Here is an 18,082-nt window from a genome sequence, read left to right on the forward strand (position 1 = left end):
GCGGGGGAATCGAGGTCGACACCTGGCGTGCTTTCCCATCGGAACGACTCCGCCCACAGCAGATCAGGGCTGCTGTCGACCGGACTTTCCTGAGCGCATGCGGCGACGGAAGCCAGGCACGTGATCAGGACTGCGGACAGTCGAAGCAGTCGCTTCACTGTGTAGGACCTTTCAGAATGCGGCTTCGGTAGGACGCCTCGTCCGTGATGTAGTCCGATTGGTTGTCTCGAGCAGAGTTGAGCGGCAGGTCGAACCGCTGGATCTCGAGCCCGCGGCGGTGAAGGAACTCTTCCACGGACGTTCGTAGGGTCGTTGTGATCCTCTGGTTCTCGGGATCGGCCATGATATCGGCGAGCGGTCGTATCCCTTGATCGTTGCGTAGGATTTCGGGGATGGCCGATCTACCGTCCGTGCCGTCGAGCATGCTCGGGTCCTTTGCCGCAACGGCTTCGAGCATCCGGTAGGCCCGTTGTGTCGCCAGGTCGCCTGCATTGATCCGGGTAGCTTCCTCCGGAATTATCAGCTTCTCCGTCTCCATCCCCGCCTGCACCACCGACGACGCCACGTCGAGGGGGATGGTCGCTGGTCCGCCGAGCCCGACGATGGTTTTGGTGGCGACGTCGATGGCGAGTTTCGTTCTGCCGGCGGCTTGTTCGGCTGCGGCGGTGTCGTCGAGGCCGCGGTCGTAGGCTTCGGCGCGTAGTCCTTGGTCCATGTAGCCGAGGAGGCGTCCGCTGGCTTCTCCGAGTTGGTAGCGGATGACGGTGGATTCGCCGTGGAGTTCGCCGAAGCGTCCGGCGTAGTCGTTGGTGCGTTCGATGATGGCGCCGTTGAACAGTGCGGACGCGGTCGTGTCGGTGTTCATCAGTGTGGCCAACCGGATCGACCGGATGTCTCCGCCTTCGCCGACTGCTGCTTCGCGGTCGAACCCGTGGGTGCGCGTTTCGGGCCCGTCGGCGATGTTCCCGAGGTACGGGGTGACGGACTGCGCGATCTGCTGGGTCAGTGCCGGATTGACCTCGCCGAGTGACCGCCCGTCCTGGCCGGGCAGGTTCATCATCGACTCGAACCCTCCGGTTGCGTCGCCGGTGAGCAGGGAGATCAGCCCGGTCGCGGCCCGTCCTGCCTGCTCGGACTGTTCGACGCTCACGTCCGGTCCGGGCACTGCGTTCTCGCCGATCCAGCCGAACAGGTCGGGGGCGCCGCGGTCGTCGTTCCAGTCGAAGTGCAGCAGCGGCGTCATCGTGTCCGCGGCGTTGTAGCCGGAATCGAGCGGTACCTGTTCCGAGCCTTCCCCGGTCAGTAGTTGGGTGATCGCCTCGGGGTTGCGTTCCGACACCTCGAGATAGTCCCGCATCGGCTGCTCCACCAACTCCGGTGCCGTGCCCGAAAGCGCGGTTCCCTCGGCAAGGTTCGACGCCTGCCGGGTCAGCTCTCGCGCCAGTTCGGTGCCCGGCACATAGCCGGGTTCCGCCTCTTTCAACAGGGCCCCGAGTCGGCGGCTGTCCTCGTGGAAGCGGTATTCGTCGGCGAGCGCCCCGACATCCCTGGGATAGTGGATCGCATTGGCGTCGGCGCCGTGGGTGCGGGTCGAGATCAGCTCCCGCAGATCCGCCGGCAGCTGGTCGTACGAGCCGGGGGAGCGCAGGGCCCCGTTCTCGTCGACGCCACTGCCGACGTTCTCGTTCGATACCACCATCAGCCCGTTGGCCAGCGAATTCAGGGCCGGACCGGCACCCGGATCGCCGCCCGCCTCCTGCATGCGCAGATGATCGCCGAGCGCCAGGATCCCGTCCTTTCCGGCCGCCCGATACAGCTCGGTGTAGTAGTCGCGCACCGACTGCGGCAGCGTGTCGACCCGGCCGCCGGACGCCAGTGTTTCGAGTTCCGTCGAGGTCAGTCCCTGCACCGGCAGTTGGCTCGCGATCCGGTCGAGTGCCGCACCGTCTCCGGCCCTGGCCGCTGTCGCCAGCACGGAACCGTCCCCATGCCCCAGCCGGGCCGCCCCGTCCAGGATCGGCTCGGACGGATCTCCACCCGATCCGATCTGGTCCCCGCACGCCCGGATTCGTTGCGCCGCTTCCTCGATCAGGCGCGCAACCGAAGTGTCCTCTCGGGCGAGCGATTCCGCAGCCTCGACGACGGCAACACGATGGACGTCCAGCACCTCGAGGGGCACGTCGCCGACAACGGTCCAGTCGTCGAGCACGGTGCAGCCGTCGGCATGCGCGGCCTCCACCCGCGCCAGCGCGGCGTCACGCGCCCAGTACAGCCGCGTGGCCGCACCGTCGAGGATCGCGGCCAGATCGCGAACCTCGTTCGAGAGGGACTGTCCAGCAGTATGTTCCGCATCGACTCGGTCGCGGGCGGCGTCGTAGGCGGATCCCGACCAGTTCTCGTGCAGGCTCTCCACGGACCGCGACATCCCGGTCAGCTCGTCGACGAAGCGGGTGTCGGCGGTGCTCGTGCGGGCGGCGGCGTCGGACAGCACGGCGGTGTTCCAGGACCGGACCTCCGGCAGCGACGGCATCAGCCCACCCCGCCCATGCCGGCCAGTGATGCGGTGAACTCTGCTTCGGTGACGTCGTAGTCGTCGGCGTTGCCGCGGGCGATCCCCGCCATTCGGTGCATCCGGTCCGCGACCCGCAGGTAGGCGCCCTCGACGAACTCGGCCGCCTGCTCGCACGCCGCGGCGGCCGCGGACCCGGCCAGCGGTGCTCCCGTGCCGATCACGTCGAGGCCGTCGACTGCCGCGCCCGCGTCGTCCATCGCCGACGCGAACATGCGCAACCGCTCCGAATCCACCTTCATGTGTCCCCCCGCGACCGGCGATCTCCCCTGATCGACCTGGTTCGGCGGCCAATGTACCGAAGGGTTTCCGGACGGTTGCGTTCGCCCGGAAAATTCCATCGGAGGCACCCCCGTCACGACTTAGCGCAAATATGCGCTAATCTTCGTGTCGAACCTGAGGAGGGGTGATGATCGATTTCCTGAACGCGACGGCGTTGACCGCATTCGGTGCGCCGACGAGCTGGGCGGAGGTACTGGGCTTCGTGACCGGCGCCTGGTGCGTGTGGTTGGTGGGTCGGCAGTCGGTGTGGAACTGGCCGATCGGCATCGCCAACAACCTGGCGTGGATTCTGCTGTTCGCCACCGCCGGCCTGTTCGCGGACTCGGCGCTGCAGATCGTCTACATCGCGCTCGCGGTGTGGGGGTGGCGCAACTGGATGCACGGCCGCGCCGGGGACACCCTCGCGGTCAGCGGCACGACCGCAACCGAATGGGGGTGGCTGGCCGCTGCCGGCATCGCCGGAACCGGTGCGCTGACACTGCTTCTCGATACCGCGACGTCGTCGACGGTGCCGTTCTGGGATGCCGTCACCACCGTGCTGTCGCTGCTCGCGACCTGGGGTCAGGCCACCAAGCGGTGGGAGTCGTGGCTGCTGTGGATCACAGCCGACCTGATCTACATTCCGCTGTACCTGCACAAGGGGCTCACGCTCACCGCCCTGCTCTACACGGGATTCCTGTTGCTGTGCATCCGCGGTCTGTTCGCGTGGCGCCGCAGCCTCGCCGACGAGCGCGCACTGGTGGCGGTCCCGTGATGTACCGGCACGCGCTGGTGATCGGCAAGTTCTATCCGCCGCACCGCGGACACCACCACCTGGTCCGGTCGGCCGCCCGGATCGCCGACCACGTGACCGTCGTGGTGATGGCGTCGGCCGCGGAGACGATTCCCCTCGACGACCGGGTGACATGGATGCGGCAGACCCACGCCTCCGATGCTGCGGTGACGGTGACCGGAATCGTCTGCGACGCACCGATGGATCTCGAATCGGAGACGGTGTGGGCGGCGCAGGTCGCCTGCATGCGGGCCGCCGTCCGGCAGGTCGACGAGACCCCGATCGACGCAGTGGTCTCCAGCGAGAAGTACGGCGACGAACTGGCCCGCAGGTTCGGGGCCACTCATGTCTGCATCGACGCCGGCCGGGTTGCGCACCCGATCTCGGGGACCGCGTGCCGCGCCGATCTTGCCGGACGCTGGGATCAGTTGGGGGAGTACACCCGTGCCGGGCTGGCGGCCCGCATCGTGGTGCTCGGCGCCGAGTCGACCGGAACGACGACGGTCAGTCGCGCACTGGCACAACGGTATCGGAGCCGGGGTGGGGGGTGGGCGCGGACCGGGTGGGTGCCCGAGTACGGGCGGCAGGCCACCGTCGACAAACTCGACGCCCTGCGGGCCGTCCGTCCGGACGCCACGATGGACGACCTGGTGTGGACCGGCGACGACTTCGCGCACATCGCCGCCGAACAGTCGCGGACGGAGGAGCGGGCGGCCCGCACCGGCTCACCGGTCCTGATCTGCGACACCGACGCCTTCGCCACCACGGTCTGGGAGCGCCGCTACCTCGGAACCGACAGCCGACGGGCCCAGGAAGGACTGACCGAGCGCAGGGCGCTCTATCTGCTCACCGACCACGTCGGCGTCCCGTTCGTGCAGGACGGTATCCGCGACGGCGAGCACGTGCGCGCCGAGATGACCCGCTGGTTCGAGGACGCCCTGACAGCGACAAGGCGGTCGTGGGTGCTGCTCACCGGCCCGCTGCCCGAGCGGGTGGCGCTCGCGGAGCGGGTCGTCGACCTCGCTCTGGCGCAGCGCTCGTCGTTCGGGGTGCCACTGTAGGACCCCAGGGTCAGCCCAGCATCGCCCCCGGGTTGAGGATCCCCTGTGGATCGAGTGCGCTCTTGATGCGCCGGTTCAACTCCATCACGTCGTCGCCGAGCTGCGCGGGCAGGAAGTCTTTTTTGAGGCGTCCGACGCCGTGCTCGCCGGTGATGGTGCCGTCCAACGCGATTGCGAGACCCATGACGCGGTTGAACGCGATGTGGGCGCGGTCGGTCATATCGGGGTCGGTGGGGTCGAACACGATCAGCGGATGGGTGTTGCCGTCGCCGGCGTGCGCGACGGTGCAGATGAGGACGTCGCAGTCCTCGGCGATCGCTTCGACGCCGGAGATGAGGGCGGGCAGCTGCTGCATCGGCACACCCACGTCCTCGAGCAGTAGCGAACCGAGTGCCTGCACCGCCGGGAACACGGCCCGCCGGGCTGCGGTGAACGCTTCGCCTTCGGCGGGGTCGTCGGTGGCGAACACCTCTGTCGCACCGTTCTTTTCGCAGGCGTCGACGATCGTCTCGATCTCCCGTTCCCCGGCCGCGCCGGGCGCGTCGGACTGGGCGAGCAGCAGTGCGCGGGCGTTGCGGTCCAGGCCCATGCGCAGCGAGTCCTCGACGGCGTTGATGCTGGCGTGGTCCATGAATTCGAGCATTGCCGGACGCATCACCGTCGTGATCGCCAGCACCGCGTCGGCGGCTGCCTCCACCGACGGGAACGACGCGACCACCGTCGATGCCGGCGGCTGCGCGGGAATGAGCTGCAGCGTGAGCTCGGTGATGATCCCGAGCGTGCCCTCGCTGCCGACGAACAGTTTCGTCAGCGACAGCCCGGCGACGTCCTTGAGCAGTGGACCGCCCAGTCGGACGGCGGTGCCGTCGGCGAGGACCACCCGCATGCCGAGCACGTAGTCGGTCGTCACCCCGTATTTGACGCAGCACAGCCCGCCCGCATTGGTGGCGGCGTTGCCGCCGATCGAGCAGATCTCGTACGACGACGGATCCGGCGGATACCACAGCCCGTGCTCGGCGGCCGCCTTCTTCACCTCCGCGTTGAGCAGGCCGGGTTCGGTGACGGCGACCCGCGCGACCGGGTCGATGGTGATCGCCCGCATCCGTTCGGTGCTCAGGACGATGCCGCCGTCCACGGCACTCGACCCGCCCGACAGACCCGATCCGGCGCCGCGCGGCACCACCGGCACCCGGTGCTCCGACGCCCACCGCATCACCGCTTGCACATCCTCGGTACAGGTCGCACGCACCACCGCGAGTGGGACGCCCGCGTTCGGATCGGCGGCCCAGTCCTGCCGGTAACCGGCCGTCATGTCCGGATCGGTGAGGACGGCGCCGGCGGGCAGCGCGGCGATGAGTTGGTCGAGAACAGTCGGATCCACCGTCGTCATGCGTCCATCATGCCCGCGTCCAGCTCACCCGCCCGACGCCCCTCGGTGAGAAATTTTCGAGCGAGCGGAACCGAATGGTCGGATGGTGCGTCGGATCAGGTAGAGCAGCCCGGTGAACGGGGAGGGGACCCGGACTGCTCGACGGACGACCACCGGAGTGCGCCGAGGAGGGGACGACACACTCCGGTGTCGGACGTCACACTGCCCACGAGAGCTATCTACTCGTCGGTAAGGTATCCGACGGGTCGTGGCGCGCAGGGGGCGCCACCGCCCGACAACTACAGGGGAACAGGTAGGCCGTCGACGCGGCCGGCGGGGGAGGGACGCATGCGCGGAACAGTCGTGGTCGCGGCAATCGGTGCCGCACTCCTGCTCGCCGGCTGCGGAGCCGGCAGCGTCACCGGTCGAGCCGACGCCGAAGGGACAGTGGCCGGGGAACCGGCGTTCAGTCCGTGCGACGACATCCCGGACAGTGCCCTGATCGAGTTGGGGCTCGATCCGGGGAAAGCGGACCGCGACTTCAGCGGTGTGCAGTACCCCGGCTGGAACCGGTGTCGCTGGCCTGGCAGTGATCACTCGGTGTCCGTTCTGGCGGGGACGCAGTCGGTCGACGAAATCAGGCGGGGAAGTAACGCCGTCGACGTTGCCGATCACGATCTCGATGGGCGCGCAGTACTGACCTATCGTGACCCGGGCGACGTGCGAAGGGAACGATGCAACGTCGCGATACGCGCAGGGGACGGAACGGCCATCGTGCGAGTGAGTGTCTACAACGTGGACGCCGGCCCCGAACCATGTTCGACGGCATTGCAGGCAGCTGCCACCCTGAGCCCGAGCATTCCGGAATAGGGGGGAACAGTGGAGTCGACGTGGATCGAGCTGGCGGACGCCGCAGCCTCTGGCGAACTCCTCCTCAAACGAGGAACTGCTCAGCGCTGCGCCGAAGGTTGTGACCGCTTCATCGAGAGACTACGAGAGTTGCGCGACCAGACTGCGGAACTCGCGATGATCGAAGGGTTGGGGACGCTCCCGTCCGGCATCGCCCTGGCCGAGAAGTTCTCGAAGAAGGCGTCGGGCGGCGAGTATTCGATGGATCGGGCGCTTGCCGATCACATTGCCGTGGTGGAGCAGATGCGTGACACCTTCCTCGCGATCGAGGCCCGCTACGTGTCGGCGGAGGAGGCGAACGCGGCGGCGGTGGCGGGCGTCGGATCGCAGGTCCGGTAGACGGAACCGTTTGCCGGGCTGCTGCGTCGAACACAGGGGGGCGCCGACTGCCGCCGCCACGGGCATGGAGGAGGGGACACGGATGGGACTGCCGAGCTTCAGTGATTTCGTTCAGGATTTGAGCCGGGACATCGTCGAGTTCGGGAAGAATCCGCAGAACAAGGTGCTCGAAATGCTCACCGGCACCGACTATGCGGAGGAGCGTCGTGCCCGTGCCGCGCAGGCTGCCGGCAACGCCGACCGCGACGGCATCTACAGCACCCAGGCCGGTCTCGCCGGCGGCATCACGCGTTTCGACGATCCGGTTCTCACTTCCCCGGAAGCCTTCGAGGGAATGTCCCACGAGGCCATCAAGGCCGCCGTCGACGCCATGAACGGCCCCGCGCTCGCGGCGAGCGCCGAGGGCTGGCAGAAAATCGGGGACACCCTCGACCAGGCCCTCACCGAGTTCCGCGACTTCATCACCGGCACCATCACGGACGACCGGTGGAGCGGTGTCGCCGCCGACCGGGCCCGCGCAGCCACCACCCGCTACGCCGATCAGAGCACCGTCCTGGCGCGCGCCGGCCAACTCGTCGGCACCAAGATCGCCGAAGCCGCCACCGGCGTCGTCCAGGTCCAGGCCACCGTTCCGCCGGTCGCGCAATACTCCCCGCTCGGCGCCGCCTTCAGTCGGGCATTGCCTGTCTCCGGGATGATCAAGAGCATCTTCCACGAGCAGGACGAAGCCCACCAGCAGGCCATCCAGATCATGCGGACCGTCTACGCGCCCGTCATGCAGCAGGCCGACACCAACGTTCCCGCCCTGCCCGATCCGAAGCCCGTCACCGCCGACCCCGGCACAGGTACAGGTACAGGTACAGGGTCCACTGGCGGTGCACCCACCGGCACCACCGGCTACACCCCCTACCGCGGATCGGGCAGCGGAACCCCCACGGCGACACCGCCGTCCGCAATGAACCCCGAGTCGGTCGCCCCCGCCGGCGCCTACCCCGGCTATCCGGGGCCCGCGGACACCGTTGCTGCCCGAACCGATCCGGCCACCGGATGGAGTGGATCCGGCACCTCCGGCGCATCGGACGCCACCCGCACCGCCGCCGCCCAGTTCGGTGGACCCGCGAACGCGGGACAGCAGGCCAGCGCCCCCGGCGGCTACCTCGCGGGCGCGGGCGCCGGCAGCGGCCCACGAAGCACCGGCCGCGGCGGCGTCGGCGGCGGAACCTCCACACCGGGAAGCGCCCCCACCCGAGGACTCGGCAGCCTCGGTAGCCCCGACGGGATCGGTTCCGGCGCCCCCGGTGGCCTCGGAAGTTCCGGCCGCCCGGGCGTCTCGTCCTCGATCCCGGGCGTCTCGAACGCCACCACGGCAGGAACGGCGTCGGCCACCGGCACGGCCGGCACTCGGGGCGTCCCCGGCGCGACCGGCATGATGCCCGGCGCCGGTGCACGTGGCCGTGGTGGCGACGACGACAACGAACACAAGACGCCCGACTACCTCGTCAACGTCGACAACGGCAGCGAACTCATCGGCCGTCTCCCGATGGCCGCGCCGCCGGTGATCGGCTCCTAGACCTTCCTCGGCCCTGCCGCCAGGGCGTTCTCGAACCGCTGCCGGACGTCCGCGACGTGGTCGTCGAGGGTGTCGGTGGTCCAGTCGCCGGTGTCGACGGGGTCGAGGACGTCGATGTGGACGGTGCCGGGGTGGGCGACGAACGAGTTGCGCCACATCAGGTCGCCGGCGTCGTGGACGACGATCGGCACGATCGGGACCCGGGCCTGCAGGGCCAGATGGAAGCCGCCCTTCTTGAAGCGGCCCAGTCGGGGGGTGGGGGAGCGGGTGCCCTCGGGAGCGATCACGATCGACGTGCCCGCCTTCAGTTTCTCCACCGCCGGGGCCAGTGCGGCCCGCGCCTGCACACTGTCGGCGCGGTCCACGTACGCCACGTCCAGCAGTGCGCCGACGGCCGCGAACCGGGGATCCCGGGCGGCCTCCTTCTTCGCCACCCCCGTCACGTCCCGGCGGATCACCTTGCCCACCAGCACCATGTCCAGTGACGACTGGTGGTTGAACATGAACACCGCCGGCCGTCGGGACCACGCGTTGTCCTGCCCGGTGATCTGCACGTCGATCCCGCAGATCGTGAGCGCCACATCGGGTCCGAACGTGCCCACCAGGTTCGCGGCCGTCCGCCGGTTCCCGGACAGCACCCCGGCCGTCACGCCCAGCGCCGTCGTCGCCATCAACGCTCCCACCGCCAGGCCCGTGCGTGCGGTCGCCACCGGTGTCGCCCCCCGCTCCGGTGCGGCCAGGCGCACCGACAGCCAGCCCTCGGTGCGGGCGATCTCCGCGAGCCGCCGGTCCGGGTTCAAGGCGACGGGGCGGCCCACCGATTCGAGCATCGGGACGTCCTCCGCACCGTTGGAGTACGCGAACGCCTCCGACAGCGGTGCCCCCACCCGGTCGGCGAAGTCGCGCACCGCCTTCGCTTTCTCGGCGCCCCACAGGGCCGGGCCGGTCAGCTCCCCGGTGAGCAGGCCGTCGACCACCTCGGGCCGGCTGCACAGGATGTCGTCGATCCCGAGATCGTCCGCGATCCAGTACGCCTGATACAGCGTGGCGGACGTGGCCATGACGATGCGGTGCCCGGCGCGGCGGTGGGCGTCGAGGAGCCGCCGTGCCTGCGGGTAGATCATCGAGGCGATCTCCTGCCGGAACAGTCGTTGACTCCACTCGGTCAGTTCGTCCTCGGAGCGTCCGGTGAGCCCGCGGACTGCGATCTCCATGAGTCGTCCCACATCGGCGCCCCGGAACTGGGTGTCGAGGGCGGCGCCGGTGGTGCGGAGCAGTTCGGCGACACTGATGTCGAAGCGGCGCAACCGTTCCCGGTAGACGGCGCTCGCGGTGTAGCCGGTGATGAGGGTGCCGTCCAGATCGAATGCGGCGATCGTCGACGGGCCGGGCGGTGCCGCGTCGATCGCGGAGAACAGATCCTTCACCCGGTTCATCGGCCCGGCTCCGGCTCGTTCAACGTGTCGAGTTTCGCGTGCGCGATGGCCCGGATCTCCCGGACCCGTCGCACCAGGGTCCGTATCTCGTCGGCGAACGCCCGCCGCCGCTCGGGGACGCCGGGGTCGTCGGATCCGATCAGCTCCCGGTTGCGGGCGAGCTGCAGGGCGGTCGCGAACAGTTCCGACGACACCGATTCGCTCGACGCGATCTGCTGACGCAGCCGACGCTGCTGCGCGAGCCCGAGGCATGCGGTGACGAACCGTTTCTCGTCGAACTCCGTCGACACGGGGACGTCGAGCAGGTGATCGGCGACCACCTCGTAGGCGTCGAGGAACGGCTGCAGCACGCGGTGTGCGAGGTAGGGGCGGACCTGCCCGAGGATGCGCTGGGCGTGTTCAGGTTCGTGCAGGTCCTGCTCCCACGCCGGGTCGACCAGGCTCAGTTCCGAGCGCAGTTCCTCCCGGAAGGTGTTCTTGTCGCTGAAGAAGAACTCGAACTTGAGCAGGTCCCGGATCCGTAGGGCCTCGGCCCAGCCGTCGGCGAGGGGATCGGTGAACTGCTCGTCGACGGCTTTCATGAGCACCATCTCGGCGATCGCACGCACCACCAGGAAGTGAATGGTGTTGTTGCGGAAGAACGCTGCCACCAGTCCCTGGTCCTTGCCGAGGTGGTAGACGCGTTCGTCGCCGTCGTCGAAACGTTCGAGGATGCCGGCGTCGACGTGCGTGAACAGGGCCTTGCGGATCACCTGCGGGTTGGTCAGGTCCACGTCCCCGGCGGTGGGGAGTTTGCGGGCGGTGATGTATTCGACGAGCGGTCCGAGGATGAAACCGAGTTCGTCGACGGTCAGGGCCCGGTCCTCGATCCCGAGGAACGCGAGCAGTGTCAGCGACGACGCCGTGATCGGGGTGACCTCGTTGATGCGGTGGCAGACCTCGATGCCGGTCTTCTGGATCGCGAGCCGCTGATCGTCCTCCTGTGCCAGGGCGTCCCGCAGCGACAGCGGACGCCCCACCGTCACGTGCGCGACGCCGCGACGCTGTCCCTGCGCCCGCACGTAGCCGATCATCCAGCGGAAGCTTTCCTTCTTCTTCGCCGCGCCGTGCGCCTCCGCGGCCATCGCACTCACCTCGTACAGCTGGTCGTACACGATCGAGACGGGCACCAGGTAGACGTCGGACGCGTCGGATTCGGTGAACGCCTGCGTCAGATATGTGAGCAGCCCGTAGCGGGGTGGGCGCAGTTTCCCGGTGCGGGAGCGTCCGCCCTCGATGTACCACTCGAGGTTGAAACGTTTGTTCAGCAGGAACCGCATGTATTCGCGCAGCGTCCACTTGTAGACGTCGTCGCTGCCGAACGAGCGGCGGATGAACACGGTCCCGGAGCGTTTGCTGATCGGCCCCACCGGCCAGAAGCTCACGTTGAGGCCGCCCATCACGTGATTGAGGGGCAGATCGTTCGCGAGCAGCGCGGGCCGCAGCACCAGCGGATCGAGGTAGGAGCGGTGGCTGGGCAGGAACACCAGCGAATGCTCGCGGTTCAGTTCACGCAGTTCCTCGAAACGGGTGGTGTCGACGTCGAGCCGGTAGGCGCGGGAGAAATAGCGGCCCAACTGGTCCCACAAAGCGATCGCCCGCCGGCTCTGCGCCGCGACCATCTCGTCGAGTGCGCTGCGGGCCTGGTCGTCGACGTCGACGATCGTGCGATTCGACTGGGCCGCCAGCTGTTTGACTCCGGCGGTGAACCGGTGGGTGTCGGTGATCTCCTCGACCACGAAACGGGACACCTTGTACTGGGTGCCGAGCAGGCTCCGCTCGGCCCGCTCCAGCGCGAGTGCCGCCTGCCGGCGCACGAACTCCGGCAGGGAGCCGCCGCCGCGTTCGGCCAGCCGGTCCCGCAGCTCGCTCAGCGGTGCGCCGTCACCTGCGACGACGCGGCACCGGGCCGGATCGTGCTGCAGCACCCGGCGCTGCGCCTTCACCCCGAGGTGCAGCGGGTCCCGGGCCGACAGCACGTCCCGGAATCGTTGTCCCCGATGGGAGCCCGCGGTGTCCGGCATCCACACCACCCGTACCGGGGTGAGTGTCGGATCGTCGTCGCGCAGCGTGAGCGCGGCCAGTTCGGGGTCGGTGGTGGCGACCGTGACGGGAGCCTGCCCGGACTCGGCCTCGCGCCGGGCCAGCCACACGGTGAGCACCTGCCGTTCGGTCTCGGACATCGTCTCGGTGAGAAACACTTCCGTCATCGCTGCGCTCCCTCCGGCTGCTGTGCCGCGCCGTCACCGAGTGCGAGCACCTCGTCGAGACCGGCCTGCAGGCACCGCACGAACAGTGCCGGTTCGGTGACCGCGGCCGTGTCGAGGTTGACGCCGATGCAGCACGTGCCCACGTGCGAGACCATCGTCGCCATCACCGCGCACCCCGGTGCGGGCGCGAACGGGAACACCCGTTCGATGCGCGCCCCGGCCAGATACACCGGGACCGGGACGCCCGCGACGTTGGAGGCCTGCAGGTCCAGGCCCTTCGACTGGGCCAGATACCATTCGGCGATCAGCCGTGTCGGCAGCCGCACCAGCAGGGGAGAGGCGGCCTCGACGATGTCGAGGGCCGGTTCCTCCCGCAGTGCCAGCACGATCGCCCGCACCTTCCGGATCCGCAGTGCGGGATCGGGTTCGGTGGCCGGACCGGCGAAACGGACCGCGGCGAAGTGGTTGCCGCCCGAACTGTCCGACGCCGCCCGCATGTTGATCGGCATCCCCATCGGGACCTTGCCGATCGGCACCCCCAGTTCCTCGTGGTAGCGGCGGTAGCCGCCGAGCAGTGCCGCGACGTAGGCGTCGTTGACCGAGCCGCCCGCCGCGTGCGCCGCGCGCCGCAGCTCGTGCAGACCCACCTCGAGGATCCCGAACCAGCGGCCGAGCCCACGCTCCCGCAGCAGGGGGGAGCCCGCCGGTGGCGGCTGCACCATCCGGCGCAGCGAGTTCGCGTAGCCGAGCATCTCGCCGGCCGCCTCGAACGGCCGGGTCGCCGCGGACAGTACGAGCCGAGCGGACCCCGAGACGAGGCCCGCGAGCCGGGCCGGTGCCTGCCGCACGCCGTCGAGGATCTCGTGGCCCAGCGCGGACATCTCGTCGAGATGCTCCGGTGGTGCCGGTGCCCGATCCGGTTTGCCGGGGGTCGGTTCGGGCCGGCGGCTGTGCAGCAGCGTCATCATCGCGATGCCGCCCATGCCGTCGGTCATGCTGTGGTGCGCCTTGACGGCGTACACGGCGCGACCGTCGTCGAGGCCCTCGATCAGCAGCGCCGCCCACGGCGGCCGGGCCTTGTCGAACGGTTCCGTCGCCAGGTGCCGGCACAGCCGCAGCGCGTGGTCGAGCGTCGCCGGTTCCGGCAGCCGCACCCGGCGCAGGTGGTAGTCGAGATCGAACTCGGGATCCACCGACCACACCGGATTGCCGAGGCCGAATGCCGGTTCCACGGCCCGCATCCGGATCCGCGGCACGATGTGCGACGCCCATTCGTGCGCCTGTACCAGTCGTCCCCAGTCCGGGGCGCGATCGAGGACGTCGACCGCGACGATCGGGGTGCGCAGTTCCGGGCGCACCTCCTCCATCCGCCACATGCCGGTCTCGAAGTCCGACATCGTCCGGCTCATCGCCCACCCGATCGACGACAGGTCGACGTCCACCGCGCTCGGTGGGATGAACGGCTGACCGTCGGCCATGCGCACGCTCCTCGAAACCGGATTTCGGGGCTGATGCCCTCCAGTGTGGACCCGCGCCGCCACGCCCGTCAGCGAATTCGACCGCGCACACCGCGCATTCGGCGCGATCCTCGGTTAACGTCGGTGGGACTTCGATCCTTGCCCCGGCGAAAGGATGCGGTCATTCCCCTCTACCAGTTCCGGTGCGCGCAGTGCGGCCCGTTCGACGCCACCCACCCCATGACGTCCGTCCCCGACGAGGACGGCTGCCCCGGCTGCGGCGGCGCGTCCCGCCGGCAGATCACCGCGCCGCGACTCGGCCACGGATCGTCGACGGCGATGCGTCTGCTCGACGCCACCGCCCGCTCGGCACACGAACCGGCCGTCGTCACCGGTACCCGACCCGGCGCCCGGCGCGCACCCCAGCCGATCACGACCGATCCGCTCCACCGAAAGTTGCCCCGCCCCTGACACATTGAGCACGCCGCGAGGAGGCCTGCATGCCCGAACTGCTGTTCCCCCTGGATTCGAGCAAGAAGTTCACCGAGCAGGAGAAGATCGGCCACAACCGGTGGCACCCGGACATCCCGCCCGCGGTCACCGTCAAACCCGGCGACTCGTTCCGCGTGCACTGCCGCGAATGGTTCGACGGCGCCATCCACAACGACGACTCCGCCGACGACATCCTGAACGCCCCGCTCACGTCCGTGCACACGCTGTCGGGGCCGTTCGCCGTCGAGGGCGCCGAACCCGGGGACCTGCTGATCGTCGACATCCTCGACATCGGGCCCATCCCGCAGGAGGATTCGGGTCCGCTCGCCGGCCAGGGCTGGGGTTACACGGGCATCTTCGCGCGCGACAACGGTGGCTGTTTCCTCACCGACCAGTTCCCCGACGCGTACAAGGCGGTGTGGGACTTCGCCGGCCAGACCGCGACGTCCCGGCACATCCCGCACGTGAAATTCACCGGCATCGTGCACCCCGGGCTGATGGGGACGGCGCCGTCGCACGACCTGCTGGGACGGTGGAACACCCGGGAGGCCGCGCTGATCGCGACCGACCCGGACCGGGTGCCGCCGCTCGCGTTGCCGCCCGAACCGAACGACGCGATCCTCGGCACCCTCACCGGCGCCGACTTCGACCGCGTCGCCGCCGAGGCCGCCCGCACCGCACCACCGCGCGAGAACGGCGGCAACCAGGACATCAAGAACCTCACCAAGGGCAGTCGCGTCTTCTACCCCGTCTACGTCACCGGCGCGAACCTGTCGGTGGGGGACCTGCACTTCTCTCAGGGCGACGGCGAGATCACGTTCTGCGGCGCCATCGAGATGGGCGGCTTCATCGATCTGCGGGTCGATGTCATCAAGGGCGGCATGGAGACGTACGGCGTCTCCGAGAACGCGATCTTCATGCCCGGCAACACCGATCCGCAGTACTCGGAGTGGCTCGCGTTCTCCGGGACGTCGGTGACCCTCGACGGCGAGCAGCGGTATCTGGACTCGCAGCTCGCCTATCAGCGGGCCTGCCTGCACGCGATCGACTACCTCACCAAGTTCGGGTACAGCCCGGAGCAGGCGTACCTGCTGCTCGGTGCCGCACCGATCGAGGGCCGCTTCTCCGGGGTGGTCGACATTCCGAATTCGTGCGCCACGGTGTACCTGCCGACGGCGATCTTCGACTTCCCGGTGACCCCGTCCGCGGCCGGTCCGGTACGCATCGACCCGGGAATCGGGGCACCTCGAGCAGCCCGAAAGTAAAGTCGGGCAAATCAGGTTTAACGGTCTCGTCGGCGGCGTCCCGTCGGTGCCGCACCCCGGTGCGTCGCCGACGGGTGAACGCCGTCGACAGGACCGACCGGTCCGGAACGGGAGTGAGGATCGGCAGTTCGGGGCCGGTTCCACAAGAGGATATGAACGAACGTCCAACAAATTTTCGGGATACGGAGATGGTCTCGGAAGGGTGTTCGGTCGACCTACCTATTTGTTACCGGATCGTTATGATCAAACAGTAACCCCTCGGACTTTTACCGCGTTAGCGTCGTCGCTATCGCACAACGCAATCGCAGCGTTACGCGATGTGACCATCATCAACATCCTTGTCCGCCGGATCGTGATGTTCCTCCGTACGAGGATGCTCCGTCGGGAGAAAGGGGCGCGGTCGTGAGCGCTGTTTCGGGTTACACCAAGTCGAACGTCCTGCCGAGTGCCGAGCGGAACTGCATCGAGGACTACATCGCGGCCACCTTCGCATACGAGTTCATGGACGGTGCCGTCGACATGACGGCGATCGAACGCCTGCATCGCGGCGACGTCCGTGAATGGGTCGCCGCCGTCGCCGCCTCGGGGCTGTTCACCGCCGCGCAGATCGACCGCATCGACACCGGCTGGCGCTGCAACCCCAAGGCGCTGCTCGACGCCCTGCTCGCCGAATCCGACGAGGTCACCGTCAAACGCTGCGAAACCGCGTGGGCCGGCCTGACGCTCGCGGGTGCCCTCGGCGGCAACGCTCTCGGGGCGCGACGTGAACCCCTCGCGATCGGCGCCTACAGCACCGCCGCCGCACCCGCGGCCATCACGATCGCCTGATCGTCCGTCAACAGCACCGACCGAACCCCGGCCGCCCGGCACCGTTCGCGCATGCGAACCGCCTCGGCGCCGGGGTTCGTCGCATCCGGGCGACCGTCCGGGCCGGGCAGGCAGTGCGGCACGATCGCATGGTCGACGAATCCCAGTCCGTCCCAGCGGGCCGGCACCCCGCAGGCCTCGGCCACCTCGCCCGGATCGTCGGCGCACTCCACTCCGGTCAGCGTCGGCGCCGCCACACACGCGCCCGCGCTGTAACCGGCATAGAAGAGGACGCCCGACCGCACCAGTTCCCCCAGAACCACGTCGGCGCCACTGCGCGCCAACTGGGCGCGCAACACGAACGTGTTGCCGCCCCGCACCCACACCGTCGGAAAACGTGACAGCAGCCGGGCCAAGGCATCGGATCGCCCGGCGAAGTCCCGCAGATCAACCTCCGTCGGCGCGAACCCGAGCCGCCGCAGCGGCACCAGATCACTGACGACCGCCGACTCCCGCGCCCGCACCGGCCACGCATCCGCCGCATTCGCGATCACCGCGACCGGACCCGGGCCGCCCGCCAACTCCACGAAACGATCGGCATGCGCACCGAACCGGTACGACGACAGGAACAGGCGCACTCGTCAGATCGTGAACGCGAGATGCTCGACGATCCGCCGGCCCACGGCCTCGTCGCCGCCGAACTCGATCGCCCCGGCATGCTCGGCCGCCGTGGTGCGGCCCGTGGCCAGACGGGTGAACAACCGTGAATCCATCGCGATCGTCGACGTCGCCGGACCCGGCAGCTGCGGCACCACCGCGGCTCGCCCGGATACCTCTATATGAAGGGTGCGTTCCAGGGGCCCCGACAGAGCGCACGAGATCCGGGCCCCGTCCGGTGCCCGACCGAGCCGGCCGACGATATAACCGAGTGCGCCCTCGATCTCCGCGAACGCGAGTGCCCCACGCGCACCACCCTCGTCGCCCGCCGGACCGCCCAGCGCATCCCGGATGTCGTGCTCGTGGATCCAGCAGTCGAACAGCCGTATTCGCATGAACCGCCCGTACGTGGCCGGACCGACCGGAGTGTCCGCGGGCGCGGCGAAGTCGTCGTCGCGCATCGCCCGCAACGCGGCGGCCCGGCGGCCGGTGATCTCCCGGAACCGGGCGAGGACCTGTGCGCCGTCGTGCGCACGCAAGCTCTCCACCCAGCGTTCGTTGAGGGCGCCGATGTCGTTGCGGACGTGGGGGAGGGACCGAACGTTCAGGGCGGTCGTCGGCGTCGGAACCCCGTCGAGCATCGACTCGGTCCCGATCAGGTGCGCGACGACGTCCCGCACCGTCCACCCCGGCAGCGCCGTCGGGGTCATCCACGCGTCACCGTCGACGGTCGCGAGCAGATCACCCAGGACGGACCACTGCTCCGTCAGGGCATCGACCACCTCGTCGCGCGGGAACTCGCTCATCCGCAGAACTGTAGGGGTGGACGGCGTCCCGCGCTTGCGTTG

At 69.1% G+C, this 18,082-nt stretch carries 16 protein-coding genes; 8 read left to right on the forward strand and 8 right to left on the reverse strand.

Going from position 1 to position 18,082, the window contains the following annotated elements:
* Nucleotides 1-154: 154 nt before the first annotated feature.
* Both Q5696_RS07330 and Q5696_RS07335 read right to left on the reverse strand, forming a co-directional pair.
* The gene (locus tag Q5696_RS07330) at nucleotides 155-2,530 is read right to left on the reverse strand and encodes a WXG100 family type VII secretion target (protein WP_305094537.1); all 2,376 of its coding nucleotides are present in this window, start codon (nucleotides 2,528-2,530) and stop codon (nucleotides 155-157) included.
* On the reverse strand, nucleotides 2,530-2,811 hold the full coding sequence (locus Q5696_RS07335; RefSeq protein WP_305094538.1) for a hypothetical protein: 282 nt from the start codon (nucleotides 2,809-2,811) through the stop codon (nucleotides 2,530-2,532). Before Q5696_RS07335 ends, Q5696_RS07330 begins: the two co-directional genes overlap by 1 nt.
* 167 nt (nucleotides 2,812-2,978) lie before the next feature.
* On the opposite strand from Q5696_RS07335, the gene pnuC reads away from it, so the two are divergent.
* Together pnuC and Q5696_RS07345 are read left to right on the forward strand one after the other, a co-directional pair.
* Nucleotides 2,979-3,605 carry a nicotinamide riboside transporter PnuC gene (gene pnuC / locus Q5696_RS07340; protein WP_305094539.1) on the forward strand — a complete coding sequence of 209 codons (627 nt, stop codon included), beginning with the start codon at nucleotides 2,979-2,981 and terminating at the stop codon, nucleotides 3,603-3,605.
* Nucleotides 3,605-4,684 (forward strand): AAA family ATPase, encoded by a 1,080-nt coding sequence (locus Q5696_RS07345; RefSeq protein WP_305095169.1) that lies wholly within the window; start codon nucleotides 3,605-3,607, stop codon nucleotides 4,682-4,684. The genes pnuC and Q5696_RS07345 overlap by 1 nt, the downstream gene beginning before the upstream one ends.
* Nucleotides 4,685-4,694: 10 nt before the next feature.
* Here the strand turns inward: Q5696_RS07345 and Q5696_RS07350 are convergent, their stop codons facing one another.
* The gene (locus tag Q5696_RS07350) at nucleotides 4,695-6,074 is read right to left on the reverse strand and encodes an FAD-binding oxidoreductase (protein WP_305094540.1); all 1,380 of its coding nucleotides are present in this window, start codon (nucleotides 6,072-6,074) and stop codon (nucleotides 4,695-4,697) included.
* A 327-nt stretch (nucleotides 6,075-6,401) separates the two neighbouring features.
* Here Q5696_RS07350 and Q5696_RS07355 point away from each other — a divergent pair, with 327 nt between their 5' ends.
* The 3 genes from Q5696_RS07355 (at nucleotide 6,402) to Q5696_RS07365 (ending at nucleotide 8,871) form a co-directional block, all read left to right on the forward strand.
* On the forward strand, nucleotides 6,402-6,923 hold the full coding sequence (locus Q5696_RS07355; protein WP_305094541.1) for a DUF3558 domain-containing protein: 522 nt from the start codon (nucleotides 6,402-6,404) through the stop codon (nucleotides 6,921-6,923).
* A 9-nt stretch (nucleotides 6,924-6,932) separates the two neighbouring features.
* A complete protein-coding gene (locus Q5696_RS07360) occupies nucleotides 6,933-7,301 on the forward strand; it encodes a hypothetical protein (RefSeq protein ID WP_305094542.1) in 369 nt (122 codons plus the stop codon).
* Between the two features lie 82 nt (nucleotides 7,302-7,383).
* A complete protein-coding gene (locus tag Q5696_RS07365; protein ID WP_305094543.1) occupies nucleotides 7,384-8,871 on the forward strand; it encodes a PPE domain-containing protein in 1,488 nt (495 codons plus the stop codon).
* Here the strand turns inward: Q5696_RS07365 and Q5696_RS07370 are convergent.
* Genes Q5696_RS07370 through Q5696_RS07380 form a run of 3 tightly spaced genes read right to left on the reverse strand, consistent with a single transcriptional unit; the run spans nucleotide 8,868 to nucleotide 14,034 of the window.
* Nucleotides 8,868-10,307 (reverse strand): HAD-IB family hydrolase, encoded by a 1,440-nt coding sequence (locus tag Q5696_RS07370; RefSeq protein WP_305094544.1) that lies wholly within the window; start codon nucleotides 10,305-10,307, stop codon nucleotides 8,868-8,870. The genes Q5696_RS07365 and Q5696_RS07370 overlap by 4 nt on opposite strands.
* On the reverse strand, nucleotides 10,304-12,556 hold the full coding sequence (locus Q5696_RS07375; protein WP_305094545.1) for a glycerol-3-phosphate 1-O-acyltransferase: 2,253 nt from the start codon (nucleotides 12,554-12,556) through the stop codon (nucleotides 10,304-10,306). The genes Q5696_RS07370 and Q5696_RS07375 overlap by 4 nt, the downstream gene beginning before the upstream one ends.
* Nucleotides 12,553-14,034, reverse strand: coding sequence for a wax ester/triacylglycerol synthase domain-containing protein (locus tag Q5696_RS07380; protein ID WP_305094546.1), 1,482 nt, complete (start codon nucleotides 14,032-14,034; stop codon nucleotides 12,553-12,555). Before Q5696_RS07380 ends, Q5696_RS07375 begins: the two co-directional genes overlap by 4 nt.
* 138 nt (nucleotides 14,035-14,172) lie before the next feature.
* On the opposite strand from Q5696_RS07380, the gene Q5696_RS07385 reads away from it, so the two are divergent.
* The 3 genes from Q5696_RS07385 to Q5696_RS07395 all read left to right on the forward strand — a co-directional run bounded on the left by Q5696_RS07385 (nucleotide 14,173) and on the right by Q5696_RS07395 (nucleotide 16,598).
* The gene (locus Q5696_RS07385) at nucleotides 14,173-14,484 is read left to right on the forward strand and encodes an FmdB family zinc ribbon protein (RefSeq protein ID WP_305094547.1); all 312 of its coding nucleotides are present in this window, start codon (nucleotides 14,173-14,175) and stop codon (nucleotides 14,482-14,484) included.
* A gap of 29 nt (nucleotides 14,485-14,513) precedes the next feature.
* Nucleotides 14,514-15,770: a formamidase gene (fmdA, locus tag Q5696_RS07390; protein ID WP_305094548.1), complete on the forward strand. Its 1,257-nt coding sequence runs from the start codon at nucleotides 14,514-14,516 to the stop codon at nucleotides 15,768-15,770.
* A gap of 402 nt (nucleotides 15,771-16,172) precedes the next feature.
* A complete protein-coding gene (locus Q5696_RS07395; protein ID WP_305094549.1) occupies nucleotides 16,173-16,598 on the forward strand; it encodes a hypothetical protein in 426 nt (141 codons plus the stop codon).
* Here Q5696_RS07395 and Q5696_RS07400 read toward each other — a convergent pair.
* Both Q5696_RS07400 and Q5696_RS07405 read right to left on the reverse strand, forming a co-directional pair.
* Nucleotides 16,556-17,215 (reverse strand): Type 1 glutamine amidotransferase-like domain-containing protein, encoded by a 660-nt coding sequence (locus Q5696_RS07400; RefSeq protein WP_305094550.1) that lies wholly within the window; start codon nucleotides 17,213-17,215, stop codon nucleotides 16,556-16,558. The genes Q5696_RS07395 and Q5696_RS07400 overlap by 43 nt on opposite strands.
* 3 nt (nucleotides 17,216-17,218) lie before the next feature.
* Complete coding sequence (locus Q5696_RS07405; RefSeq protein WP_305094551.1) at nucleotides 17,219-18,040, reverse strand: maleylpyruvate isomerase family mycothiol-dependent enzyme; 822 nt, start codon at nucleotides 18,038-18,040, stop codon at nucleotides 17,219-17,221.
* Between the last annotated feature and the right edge of the window lie 42 nt (nucleotides 18,041-18,082).

The sequence above is a fragment of the Prescottella sp. R16 genome (genome assembly GCF_030656875.1).
Taxonomy (GTDB): Bacteria; Actinomycetota; Actinomycetes; order Mycobacteriales; family Mycobacteriaceae; genus Prescottella.